We start from the raw sequence: 13,354 nt of genomic DNA on the forward strand, positions 1-13,354 counted from the left end.
ATACAGATTTTGAAAATTCTTATTACAGGAATTAAAGGTTTTTTAGGAAGTAATTTAGTAAACAAACTAAATGATTTTTCGATTGTTGGATTAGGAACTAAGGATGACTTTTCAAATAGCATTCCAGTATTTGGTCATTTAGATGATATTGATAACAATATTGATGTTGTAATACTCTGCCACGCTGCTGTTGCTTCAGGTAAAGTTGTTCTTTCTAATGACAAATTATATGAGGTGAATATTTCATTAACTGAAAAAATCATAAATAAATTTAAGAATTCACATATAATTTATATTTCTTCAACATCAGTTTATCATTTAAATGGAGAAATTCAGAATGAAAAATCGATTGTAAGTCCTCAATCAAGTTATGCATTATCAAAGTTTTGGGCAGAGAAAATTGTTTCGAATCATGAGAGAAACACAATTTTACGAATATCTTCTTTGTTTGGAATAGGAATGAAAGAAAACACATTGATTCCTAATTATATTAATCAAGCACTACAAAATGGCATCATTGAGGTGTGGGGAAATGGAGGAAGAGTTCAAAATTATATCCATGTAGAAGATGTTGTTACATATATAAAATTAATAATTAAAAATAGAGAAAAATTAAACGGTGAAGTACTTTTAGGTGTTTCCGAAGAGCATTATTCTAATTTAGATATTGCAAATATAGTTGCTGATTATTTGAAGGCTAAAATCCAATTCATAAAAGAAGATAATTCGATATCGTTCAAATATAATAATACTTATACACGCGATCTTCTAAATTGGACATCTGAAAGTAATATTGAGACGAGTTTACAAAGATACATTGAATGGAAAAAAAAATATTAGTAACTGGTATAGGAGGGAATGTTGGACAAGGTATTTTAAGAAATATCAAAGATTCTTTCCCAGAGATAATGCTGATTGGTGTTGATATAAATAGTTTTACAGCTGGAAATTATTTATGTAATAAGACTTTTCAGGTGCCATATTCTTATGAACAGAATTATATTTCTGCAATACAGGGCATTGTTGATTCAGAACATATTGATTTAATTATTCCTTCTACGGATTATGAAGTATATTATTTATCTCTTAATAAGCCAGTCTTAAATGCGACAGTTCTTGCAAGTGATGCCGAGATAGCTAAAATTTATTTAGACAAGTACGAAACATTTCTATATCATACTAAGAATGATATTCCTTTTGCCCAATCTTGGAAGCCTAAAGAATTCGATCATTCAGTAGATCAGATAATTGCAAAACCAAGAGAAGGCCGTGGATCTAGAGGCATCCTGATTAATCCAAGTAACCCAGAGGTATTGTCGGAAGAATATATGATTCAGGCGTTGCTTAAAGGTAAAGAAATCACTTCGGCAGTTTACGTCACTAAAGAGAACGTTCTTCATTCAGTGTTTACAATGGAGAGAGAATTAACTAATGGTACAACATCTAAATCAAAAGTCATATTTGAATATGATGACGAAATAAGAGTGATAGCCCAAAAAATGATTGATTTAGGAGGACTAAAAGGAAGTTTTAATATTCAATCTATTGTTACAGAAAATAGAGAAATTGTACCATTTGAAGTGAATTGTAGAATTTCTGGTACAAATTCAATTCGTCATAATTTAGGGTTTCAAGATGTTAAATATGGCGTTCAGGAATATTTATATAACGTGAAACCTGATGTAGCAAAACCAATTAAAGGTATCGCAACAAGAATTTTCTTAGATGTGGTTTATCCAGATGCATCTCATGAAAATGAACTTAATAATCTTTCGTCAAAACATATATTATATTAAGGAATGATAAAATACATTTTTTTGGATGTTTCTGGAACTATTTTATGGAAGCCTATGATTTATCAAAGGATAAACGAAACTTTGCTAAATTTTAATCATTCAGTTTCAATGGATGAGTTGAAATATAAGCACAAAGCGTTATCCGAAATTATACATTTTCCTGATAGGACTGATTCAGATTTTTATCGTTATTTTAATACTGAATTCTTAAGATTATTAGGAATTTTTCCAACGGAAGATCTAATTAATGCTATATTTAATAATTGTACTTATCTTCCATGGGAAAAATTTGATGATACTGACGTTTTAAATACAATTGATATTCCTATTGGTATAATTTCAAACTTTAATACTTCATTAAAGGAAAAATTAGAGCATTTTTTTGGTTCGATTTTTAAAGATGTTCTAGTATCTGAAGAATTAGGAATTGCAAAACCAAATATAGAATTTTATCAAAAAGCTTTGGAGAAAATTAATTGCCTTCCAAATGAGGTTTTATATGTTGGTGATTCAATGAAATTAGATATTGAACCTGCTAGTCAATTAGGAATGAAATGCTTATTGATTGATAGAGATAACTTTTATCAAAAGTCAATTTACAAAATCAATAATCTTAGTGAGGTTTTACAATATTTGAAATGAAAACGCTAGCTATAATTGGAAGTGGGGATTTAGGTCAGCAAATTGCTCATTATGCTATTTCTGATAATCACTACGGTAAAATCGTTTTTTTTGATGATTTTGCTACTGTGAGTGAAATTAATGGATATGAAATTCTTGGAAATTCAGATTCGATTGAAAAAGAATATTTGAAGAGAACTTTTGATGAATTGATTATAGGAATTGGATATAATCATTTATTAGTTCGTAAGACTTTGTTTGAAAGGTTTAATGGTATAATTCCATTTGGAAAAGTTATACATTCCTCATCATGGGTAGATAATACTGCAAAAATAGAAAATGGTTCTGTAATTTATCCTTGCTGCAGTATTGATGCCAACGTTATAATTGGAAATAATGTTATTATTAATATCAGTTCTGTTATTGCACATGATACAAAGATTGATAGTCATTGCTTTATTTCACCAAGAGTAGCTTTGGCAGGTTTCATACATATTAAGGAAATGTGTATAATTGGAATTAATTCAACAATTATAGACAATATTAATATTACATCTAATACAAGACTTGGAGGAGGGACTGTAGTTATCAAAAACATTGACGAACCGGGGTTGTATGTTGGTAACCCTCAAAGGTTTGTGAGGTGAGTTAAGACTCAAAAACTATCTCAAATTATATGATTCAATTCATTTTTTTACTATAACTATTTTAGTGAAAAATTATAAAATAAAAAACATCAAACACATGATTCCTTTTAATAAGCCATATCTAACGGGTAAAGAAACGCACTACATTTATGATGCTGTAAATTCAGGCAAAATATCTGGTAATGGAAAATATACGCAAAAATGTCAATCTTTTTTTGAATCTCATTATGGATTTAAAAAATGTCTATTAACGACATCATGTACTGATGCACTAGAAATGGCGGCAATATTGGCGAATATTAAAGAAGATGATGAAGTCATTGTCCCAAGTTTTACATTTGTTTCGACCGCGATTGCTTTTGTTCGTCAAGGTGCAAAAATTATTTTTGCTGATTCATATTCAGACAATCCAAACATTGATGCTGACAAAATAGAACAATTAATTACGCCAAAAACCAAAGCAATTGTTCCGGTTCATTATGCTGGTGTAGCATGTGATATGGATAAAATAATGGATTTAGCAAATAAATATAATTTGATTGTAATTGAAGATGCTGCACAAGCTATAGATAGTTTTTATATCGACAAAAATGGTGTAAAAAAAGCATTAGGTTCAATAGGTCATTTTGCAGCTTTTTCTTTCCACGAGACAAAAAATATAATTTCGGGAGAAGGGGGAATGCTTGTAGTAAATGATGACAAATATATTACTAGGTCTGAAATTATTTGGGAAAAAGGCACAAATAGAGCAGAGTTTTTTAGAGGTGAAGTAAATAAATATGGATGGGTAGATACTGGTTCGTCTTTTTTACCATCTGAAATTATAGCGGCTTTCCTTTGGGCCCAAATAGAAAATCTGCAAGATATTCAAAATAAGAGAATAAAGCTCTGGGAAACTTATTACAATGAGATTAAAAAGTTAGATAATAGTGCAATTAAATTGCCTGTAGTTCCTGACTATGCTACAAACAACGGACATATGTTTTATTTGTCTTGCAAAGATGGTGAGGTAAGGCATAAATTAATTAGTACTTTGAAGGAGAATGGATTTCATGCTGTCTTTCATTATTTATCTCTTCATTTAAGTGATTATTATGTGGATAAACATGATGGAAGAAGCCTGTCTAATTCAGACTATTTTACTGATTGTCTCGTTCGTTTACCTCTTTATTATGAGCTGACAGATAATAATGTAGAAAATATAGTAGCATCGATTAGAAGTAGTTTTGAATAAGATTAGCATAAAAAATATTAAAGGCTACTTTAATAACAACGATAGGAGTGAAAACATCAAGGCAAATGTAGTTGGATCAATTTTTTTAAAGGGGATAAGTATTTTTTTAAGTTTATTGGTCGTTCCTTTAACTATTAATTATATTTCGCCTTATCAATACGGTGTCTGGATTACAATTTCATCTATCATTGGATGGTTAAGCTTTTTTGATATTGGATTTGGAAATGGTTTAAAAAACAAATTTGTTGAGGCTATTACCACAGGAAAACTAAAATTAGCGCGAATTTATGTAAGTACAACTTATTCGATACTAGCCTTAATTATTTTATTGATTTGGGTATTATCAGTTTTAATTTCGAAGTTTGTTGACTGGCCCAAATTTTTAAATGTTAAAGGCGCAAATAACGAGGAGTTGTTCTATGTTATGTTGATTGTGCTTTCGACTTTTGCATTTCAATTTGTTTTAGGTTTAATAAATACAATTCTATCAGCTCTTCAAAAGCCTGTTATTACTTCATTAATTAATGTAATAAGTCAATTTTTGGTTTTAATAGGGATTTATGTTTTAAGTAAAACAAGTTCAGGATCTATTTTAAATCTTAGTTTGTTAAATGGAATAGTAAACACTTTAGTTCTTTTTATCTTTTCTATTTATTTATTTAAAACATCATTAAAAAATTACGTTCCATCATTAAAGTTTGTTCGGTTTAGATATGCAAAAGGATTACTGACTTTAGGATTGAATTTTTTTATTTTGCAAATTATTTCGATCATATATTATGAGACTAATAATATTATTATCACGAAGACATTAAGCCCACTTGATGTGACAGTGTACAATTTAGGATTTAAATATCTGTCAATTATAGGAATGTTTTTTAGCATAATTATTTCTCCTTTTTGGAGTGCCTTTATTGAAGCAAGGGTCCTAAACGATATTTCATGGATGAGATCAGTGACAAAAAAACTATATAAAATATTTGGCTTGTTTTTATTGGCAACACTAATTTTAGTTTTATGTAGTTCTTTTGTATATAATATTTGGTTTGGAAAGTCTGTTAATGTGCCATTTTTGATGACGATGTATTTGGGAATATGGCAAATTTTTAATATGTGGAATTCTTTACATTCGACTTTAATTTATGGATTTGGTAAAATTAAGTTACAGATTATAGCTTCTCTTTCTGTTGGAATTGTTAATATTCCATTAACTGTATTTTTTTGCCAAACATGGGGACTAAATGGAGTTGTAATTTCACAAATTATTTTAGCGATGTCGATCGCTTGGATTGGCCCTCTACAATTAAATCTACTATTTAATAAAAATGCAAAAAGAATCTGGAACAAATAAAAGTTCTAACGCCTTAATAATAACAAGTTTTCTTGATAATGGCAATTCATCTAAAATGATTTTGGATATCTCGAAATCATTAAGTAATAATTATAATATTGACGTTATTACAAAATACCCTTTTATTAGCAAGGATTTTAATGTTTATTCAGCGTATAATAAATATGAGAAATTAGGTCATGATTTTTCTGCTCGTGCTCATGCTCTATTGTTAAAATATAAATTGTTATCTGTACCTCATAAATTTGAATCCAAGGAAAATTTGCCATATTACTTTTTTGGATTAAATGATGAAAAACCACCTGTTAATACTAAAAGAATTGTAAATCGCATAAAAAAGAAATACGATTTTATTTTAGTGTTTTTTTGGCAAGGTCTCGTTACAAGTAAAACATTAAAGGATATCTACGATAAATTTGAAATTCCTTTTTTATTAGTTGCGGCAGATATGTTTCCTATGACAGGGGGATGTAGTTATTTTTGGGATTGCGAGCGTGTAAAGCAGTCTTGTGGTAAATGTCAGGGGATACTTTCATCAGATGAAAATGATGCTACTCGTAAAAATTTTCTTTACAAGAAAGATGTATTTGCCAATATTAAAAGTATTTTTTTAGGTAATAATTGGCAAAATAGATATGCTGCTGAGTCTGGATTATTTAAAAATATAGGGACGATTTATCCCATCGTTGACGAAAATGTGTTTCGACCAAGAGATAGAAAGACATTAAAAAAGGACTTTAACTATTCTGACAAAAAAGTATTGTTTTTTGGATCGCTTGGAGTTCATGATCCTCGGAAGGGATTTAAATTTCTTTTAGAGGCTTTAAAGTTGCTATACATAAAAAGACCAGATTTGGTTTCTAACATTGTTCTGGTTGTTGCAGGGAGTGGAGAAAAAGTTGAAGATCTTGATGAATTTAATATTGATTATACTGGCCATTTAACTTTTGATCAATTAGCAGAATATTACGCTTTAGCTGATCTATTCCTAAGTCCAAGTATACAAGATGCTGGTCCAATGATGCTAAATCAAGCTTTAATGTGTGGTACTCCAGCAGTGGCATTTAACATAGGAACTGCTTGTGATATAATTAATGAAGGGACTGGATACCTAGCAAAATTTAAAGACAGTGAGGATTTTTGTAATGGTATAATTAGTTTAATTACTAAAAGTCCAACAGAATTAGATGTGATTTCAAAGAATTGTAGATCAGAATCAATGACTAGATCTTCTTATGAAGGATTCAGCTCAGCCATCATAAACGCTTATCACATGATTGACTAAGTTAATATTTTGAACATATTTTTTAATTTTTTAAATAAAGTTTGCGATTTAAAATGAAAAAAATAATAATAAATGAAAAAAATAATAATTAATGGAATTGCCAATGTCAGCTTAATTTTATTTCCATTAAAATTCTTGGTCAAAATTAAAAATGTTTTTAACTCGATATATACTGCCAGAATTTTGAAAGGCTTGAAAGAAGCAAGCAACGGGAGCATTAAATATCCAATGTATCTTAAAGGAGGGGAGTATATTAAAATTGGAAACAATTTTGATTGTGATCAGAGGTTACGTTTAGATGCAATAGACAATTTTCTTGGAGAAAAGTTTTATCCAGAAATAATTATAGGTAATAATGTTTCAATTCAAAAAGATTGTCATATTGGAGCAATAAATAAAATTATTTTAGGCGACAATGTTTTATTAGCAAGTAAAGTATATATCAGTGATCATTCACATGGTGAAATTACAAAAGAGGCGTTGTTGCTACCGCCTTCAAAAAGGAAATTATATAGTAAAAGTCCCGTTATCATTGAAGATAATGTTTGGCTCGGTGAGAATGTAGTAGTTTTACCAGGAGTAACTATTGGAGAAAATACAGTTGTAGGAGCTAATGCAGTCGTTACAAAATCAATACCAAAAAATAGTGTCGTTGGAGGAAATCCGGCTAGAGTAATAAGAGAATTATAATCATGAAAAAAGAAGCAAGAGTTATAGCGTTATATTTGCCACAATATCATCCTATTCCAGAAAATGATAAATGGTGGGGTAAAGGTTTTACTGAATGGACTAATGTTGGAAAAGCAAAGGCTTTATTCAGAGGGCATTATCAACCTAGAATACCTGCTGATTTAGGGTATTATGATCTTAGAGTTTCTGAAACTCGCAAAGCTCAAGCTGATATGGCAAAACAATATGGCGTTGAAGGATTTTGTTACTGGCATTATTGGTTTGGAAATGGTAAAAGATTAATCGAAAGACCATTTAACGAAGTACTTGAATCAGGAGAACCTGACTTCCCATTTTGTCTTGCATGGGCAAATGAAACTTGGAAAGGCTTTGATCATGGTCTTAAGAACAGAAATGTATTAATAGAGCAACTTTATCCAGGTATTCACGATTACGAAGCTCATTTTTATGAAGTTTTGCCTGCTCTTAAAGATAAAAGATATATTACTGTACATGGAAAACCATTGTTTATGATATATAAACCTTTGGCTTCAGAAGAGATTAAGGTTTTTATGGAAACATGGAAAAAGCTGGCAAATGATAATGATTTGCCTGGGATATATTTTGTTGGACATCATAATGATTTGAGAAATAATTTAGAAGAAATTTTAAAAACTGGAGTTGATGCTGTAAATACTACGCGTTTAAATAATTATATTATTAATCATAGATCAATTTCTGAAAAGATTTTAAGCAGAATTAAAAGAATTTTTCTTGGAAATGCAGCTGCGTATGCAGTTCCGTACAAAATAATGTCTAAGTATTTTTTGGTGCCCGAGGAAGATAAACTTCCAAATGTATTTCCTAGTATAATTCCCGGATGGGACCATACTCCAAGAAGTGGTCATGAAGGTTTGGTAATGACAGATTCAACACCAAATTTATTTGAACTACATGTAAAGGAGACTGTCGATATAGTTGACGAAAAAGATTCTGAAAATAAAATTATTTTTATTAAATCATGGAATGAATGGGCAGAAGGAAATTATATGGAACCAGATTTAAAATGGGGTAAAAAATATCTTGAAGCGTTAAAAAGACAAATTGTTAAGGAAGAAATTAAATAATAATGAAGGTTTCGGTTATTATTCCGGTTTATAATGCTCAAAATTATCTGAAGAAATGCTTGGATAGTGTTTTAAATCAAACGCTTAAAGATATTGAAGTAATTTGCATCGATGATTGTTCTTCTGATGGATCGTATAATATTTTAAAGGATTATTCTTCTAAAGATAGTCGATTAAAATATTACAGAAATGACAAGAATATCGGTCAAGGATTAACTAGAAATCGAGGCTTGGATTTGGTACAAGGTGAGTTTGTTGCTTTTGTTGATTGCGATGACTGGATAGAACCTGAGATGTATGAAGTTCTTTATTCAAAAAATGATATTCAAAAATTTGATTTAGTTTGCTGTAATTTAGTTAGCAATTTTCCTAATGGTTTTAGCGGAATACCTCAAATGCCATCAAGAGATTTAATTACAAAAGATTTCCTTATAAATGAGGCATTATCGCCATCTATAGAATTCTTTTCTCCAAATTCTCCTTGCGATAAAATTTATAGAAAAGAGACTATTGATAAGTTTAACCTCAGGTTTGAAAGTGAGAGAAAATTTCTGTATGAAGATAAACTATTTAATTTAATGTTTTTATCCTCAAATCCATCCTTTTACTTTGAACCGAAAGTATTTTACCACTATATGATCAGATACGGAAGTACAATGACTTCTTACAAAGAAAATTTAGTTGAGAAATATTTCTATATGGAAGAAAGGATAGTTGAAGTTTTAAATAAAAATGGTTGTTTGCATGATGAACAAAGGATAAGATTGAAAAGAAGCTTATTTGAAATGACTTTTGTTTTTTCTTTAAATGCATTAGTTTATAATAAATCAATAGGTGGGAAACTATCAAGTTTCAGAGAATTAATAAATGATAAACGAGTATCATCTAATGCTAAGTTGTTTAAAATTGGTGATATTCCGAAGTCTAATTCAAGAATTAAGGGACTAGTTAAGGCAATGTGTTTCTTGATTTTGAAATATTGTAGATAAAATATTAAATTAGTTAAATGCAAGAATTTAAATTTAAAAAGCATTCCTTAATATTTGTTCTCTTACTTATAGAGTCTATTTGCTTATTCTTATTTGCGCCAGATTATTACCATTATGGTTTTAATTTGTTTTGTATGTGTCAGTATCTCTTTAGCTGTTTTTTGTTTTTAAAATTGAAAAAAAAACAAAACTACTTTGATTTTGATGTGATTTTTATGTTTTCCTTCTTTTTTGTTATGTTTTTCTATCCAGTATTTATGTTTCAGAGTGATCCCTTGAAATATTTTGCTTTTCAATATGAATTTAACGAAAATGTTATTTCACGATCAACAGCATTATCTTTACTGGGTATGCAATCTTACTTTTTAGGAAGTATTTCATTTCGGGAGAAGAAAATTAGTCAGCCAAGAACTAAACCCTATGATTATATTACAAGTTTAACTTTGATTTCTGCTATTTCCTTTTTTCTTTTCATTGTCTCAGGAGGTTATGCCAGTCTGAAAGGTGCTTATTCAGGAGAAGAAGTTCAATCTTCTGGTTTGGGATCTTATTTTAGAGCATTTACTACACCATTCCTGTATTGTGCGCTGGCATTGCAATTTGATTATTTGTATAAACTAAACAAAGATAAATTTGAAATAAAAGGATTGAAAAATATTTTAATAGTTTATACTATTTTTTTTTCAGTTTTAATGGTAATGACTGGAAGTAGGGCCAATATACTTCAAGTTATATTGATTTGTGGAGGTTTATATACTGCATATTACAAAAATATTAGTTTTGTAAAGTTTATTCCTTTGATGATTATTGGTATTTTAGGCATGTTTGCAATTAATATCGCTCGTGGAGGAGGAGAAATATCAGGGCTGGCAGATATTGTGATGGATCTTATTATTAATAACAGAAATACATACATGGCTGTTGATTATGTGGATGTGAACGGTATAACTTATGGTAAAACAATGTTTTCAGTTATCTTAGCTCCATTTCCATTTATGCAAAAAATTATATTTTCTATTTTTCATATAGATGTGTGGGATGCTTCTTCATCTGCATTAATCACAAAAATTTCACTTGGTGGAGAAAGTGAATTAGGGCTGGGAACTAATATTATAGCTGATCTTTATATGTCTTTTGGAATGATTGGTGTGATTGTTTTAATGTTTTTTTTAGGGAGATATATATCAAAATTTTTATATATGGCAAAGAATAATATTTATGCACTAATTGCTTATTCTGTTATGATGTCATATTCTGTATATATTGTAAGATCAGAGTTTTTTTTCGCAGGTAGAGATTTATTGTGGGGGATTTTCTTTTTTTTCTGCATTCATATATACAATAATAATAAGATTCAGAAAAAATTATCAAATAGATGAGAATTTCAATAATAATACCTGATATAACTAGAGCAGGAGGTACAGAAAGAGCAGTTGTAACGTTAGCCAATATGTTGTGTGTGAGATATTCTGAGATACATATTTTGAGTATGACAAAAACTGATGTTCAAAGTAGTTATTATCAAATAGATGAGAGGGTTTCAGTTTTTTTTTTAGATAATAAAGCACTACAATCTAAAGTTTTGCATAAAATAAAATGGTCCATCAATACAGTTTCTCAATTAAACAAGTATTTTAAAGAAAATAAAACGGATTTGATAATTTCAACTGGGCATAATTATAATTGGTTGTTGTACTTTATTAAAGTGAGCAAACATGTAAAAAAAATTGCATGTGAACATATTGTCTACTCTAGTATTCCGAGATTGTCACGATTCTTTATGAGACTGACTTATCCATTTTTAGATCAAATCGTAGTTTTATCAGATACCGCTGCTAAAAGTTTCAATAAATATTCTAAAGTTGCGGTAATTCCCAATGCCATTCCTTTTAAAACTGCACAAAAATCAGCACTTATTGAAAAACAAATTTTAATGGTTGGTAGATTAAGTCCAGAAAAAGGAATAGAACGACTAATACCTATTGCCTCTTTAATTAAGAAAAAAATCTCAAGCTGGAAGATAATTATATTAGGTGATGGCCCTGAAAGGAACTCAATTGAAGAACAAATAAAACAAGCAGATTTAAACGATTTTATTTTACTTAAAGGATCTGTAAAAGATGTACAAAGTTATTATTTAAGTAGCTCAATCTATATTATGACATCCCATTTTGAAGCATTTCCAATGGTTCTTTTAGAGGCGCAAAGTTTTGGTCTTCCAATAATTTCTTATAATTGCCCTGAAGGACCAGCTCAAATAGTTGATAATAATACTGGTTTTTTAATTGATAATGGAAATTTTAATGATTTTAGTGAAAAAATTTTAATGCTGATTGAAAATGAAGAGATGCGCAAGGAGATGGGGGAAAATGGTAAAAATAATGCAAATAAATTTTCGGAAGATAAAATTTTACTTCAATGGGAATCGCTTATCGATAAAATTACCGTATAAACTAATAAATAAAGGGGTGTTTTTCTAATGTAAATTTAATGAATATAGATAAATATTTAAGTGATAAACTCAAATTGATTTCTTTTGTATCAATGTTAATGGTAGTATTTCTTCATTCTTATAATTTAGGAACAGAAATAATAGAAAATCCGAACATTAAAAGAGGATATAATTTTTTTGTTCAATTTTTTATAAGCCAAGGTATAACTAGAATTGCAGTACCGATATTTTTTACAATTTCAGGTTATCTATTATTTATACGTCTAAATAATATAAACATATTTAAAGAATATATACCAATATTAAAAAAGAGATTTATTTCTTTAGCTGTTCCATATTTAATTTGGTCTTTTTCTTTTTTTATGTTTTTTTTACTACTACAAAAGTTACCTGGAATTGCTACTTTATTTAAGCAAAAACATATTGCAGATTACTCTATCTCAGAGACATTATCAGTAATTTTTATTAATCCTATTCCATTTCAATTATGGTTTATTAGAGATTTAATCTTACTTATTGTAATATTCCCATTACTGTATTGGGTATTGCAATTGTTCAAAGGACTAGCATTGTTGTTGTTTCTAATAAGTTGGTGGTTTGGATTTGATTTCATCGTTTTTTCTAATGAAGCATTATTGTTTTTTGCTTTTGGGTCTTTTTTAGGGATAAATAAATCAGATTTAAAAGTTGAAATAAATCAAATTACAACATGTTTTTTAATCAGTTTGTGGCTTTTAATCGTTTTATGTGAAACTCTACTAGTGTATAAATCTTTTAGCAATCTGTACATATTAAATTTCCTTCATAAATCTGGTATTTTAATTGGTGTTATTTCAGTGTGGTTTTTTTATGATTTTATTTTGAAGAATAAATATAGATTTTATTTTAAAAGTATACCATTTTTACATTTGTCATTCTTTATATATGCTTTTCATGAACCTTTGTTAGAAATTCTAAAAATCATTTTTTATAAAATTTTGGGCACAGAACAGACAGCAATGTTCTCTATATACATTGTAGCACCACTAATTGTAATAGCATTATGTATTTTAACTGGAGAGTTTCTAAAGAAAAAGGTTCCTTCTTTTTTTAAGATAATAACAGGTGGAAGGTAGTAAAAGAAGTAAAAAAGAGTAGCTAAGAAAAAATACTCAATAAGCGGTTTAAGTTAAATACTAAAATA

At 29.0% G+C, this 13,354-nt stretch carries 13 protein-coding genes; all 13 read left to right on the plus strand.

Annotated features, from left to right (window positions below; all coding sequences use genetic code 11):
* The first annotated feature begins 9 nt into the window (after positions 1–9).
* On the plus strand, positions 10–840 hold the full coding sequence (locus DMA14_RS09140; RefSeq protein WP_157957692.1) for an NAD-dependent epimerase/dehydratase family protein: 831 nt from the start codon (positions 10–12) through the stop codon (positions 838–840).
* Positions 822–1,796 carry an ATP-grasp domain-containing protein gene (locus DMA14_RS09145; protein ID WP_111424396.1) on the plus strand — a complete coding sequence of 325 codons (975 nt, stop codon included), beginning with the start codon at positions 822–824 and terminating at the stop codon, positions 1,794–1,796. Before DMA14_RS09140 ends, DMA14_RS09145 begins: the two co-directional genes overlap by 19 nt.
* Positions 1,797–1,799: 3 nt before the next feature.
* The gene (locus tag DMA14_RS09150) at positions 1,800–2,438 is read left to right on the plus strand and encodes an HAD family hydrolase (RefSeq protein WP_111424397.1); all 639 of its coding nucleotides are present in this window, start codon (positions 1,800–1,802) and stop codon (positions 2,436–2,438) included.
* Positions 2,435–3,064, plus strand: coding sequence for an acetyltransferase (locus tag DMA14_RS09155; RefSeq protein WP_111424398.1), 630 nt, complete (start codon positions 2,435–2,437; stop codon positions 3,062–3,064). Before DMA14_RS09150 ends, DMA14_RS09155 begins: the two co-directional genes overlap by 4 nt.
* 97 nt (positions 3,065–3,161) lie before the next feature.
* Positions 3,162–4,298 carry a dTDP-4-amino-4,6-dideoxygalactose transaminase gene (gene rffA, locus DMA14_RS09160; protein WP_111424399.1) on the plus strand — a complete coding sequence of 379 codons (1,137 nt, stop codon included), beginning with the start codon at positions 3,162–3,164 and terminating at the stop codon, positions 4,296–4,298.
* Positions 4,291–5,649: a lipopolysaccharide biosynthesis protein gene (locus DMA14_RS09165; protein WP_111424400.1), complete on the plus strand. Its 1,359-nt coding sequence runs from the start codon at positions 4,291–4,293 to the stop codon at positions 5,647–5,649. The genes rffA and DMA14_RS09165 overlap by 8 nt, the downstream gene beginning before the upstream one ends.
* The gene (locus DMA14_RS09170; protein ID WP_111424401.1) at positions 5,624–6,934 is read left to right on the plus strand and encodes a glycosyltransferase; all 1,311 of its coding nucleotides are present in this window, start codon (positions 5,624–5,626) and stop codon (positions 6,932–6,934) included. The genes DMA14_RS09165 and DMA14_RS09170 overlap by 26 nt, the downstream gene beginning before the upstream one ends.
* A gap of 72 nt (positions 6,935–7,006) precedes the next feature.
* Positions 7,007–7,624 carry a DapH/DapD/GlmU-related protein gene (locus DMA14_RS09175; RefSeq protein ID WP_111424402.1) on the plus strand — a complete coding sequence of 206 codons (618 nt, stop codon included), beginning with the start codon at positions 7,007–7,009 and terminating at the stop codon, positions 7,622–7,624.
* Positions 7,625–7,626: 2 nt separating this feature from the next.
* Positions 7,627–8,730: a glycosyltransferase WbsX family protein gene (locus DMA14_RS09180; protein WP_111424403.1), complete on the plus strand. Its 1,104-nt coding sequence runs from the start codon at positions 7,627–7,629 to the stop codon at positions 8,728–8,730.
* 2 nt (positions 8,731–8,732) lie between these two features.
* Entirely contained in the window at positions 8,733–9,719 is a 987-nt protein-coding gene (locus DMA14_RS09185) for a glycosyltransferase family 2 protein (protein WP_111424404.1), read from the plus strand.
* Positions 9,720–9,736: 17 nt separating this feature from the next.
* Positions 9,737–11,098, plus strand: a complete 1,362-nt coding sequence (locus tag DMA14_RS09190) for an O-antigen polymerase (protein WP_111424405.1) — start codon at positions 9,737–9,739, stop codon at positions 11,096–11,098.
* Complete coding sequence (locus DMA14_RS09195; RefSeq protein WP_111424406.1) at positions 11,095–12,171, plus strand: glycosyltransferase family 4 protein; 1,077 nt, start codon at positions 11,095–11,097, stop codon at positions 12,169–12,171. Before DMA14_RS09190 ends, DMA14_RS09195 begins: the two co-directional genes overlap by 4 nt.
* A gap of 38 nt (positions 12,172–12,209) precedes the next feature.
* Complete coding sequence (locus tag DMA14_RS09200; RefSeq protein ID WP_111424407.1) at positions 12,210–13,286, plus strand: acyltransferase family protein; 1,077 nt, start codon at positions 12,210–12,212, stop codon at positions 13,284–13,286.
* Positions 13,287–13,354 lie beyond the last annotated feature (68 nt).

Origin of the sequence: Flavobacterium sharifuzzamanii, from assembly GCF_003254585.1 — a bacterium.
Taxonomy (GTDB): Bacteria; Bacteroidota; Bacteroidia; order Flavobacteriales; family Flavobacteriaceae; genus Flavobacterium; species Flavobacterium sharifuzzamanii.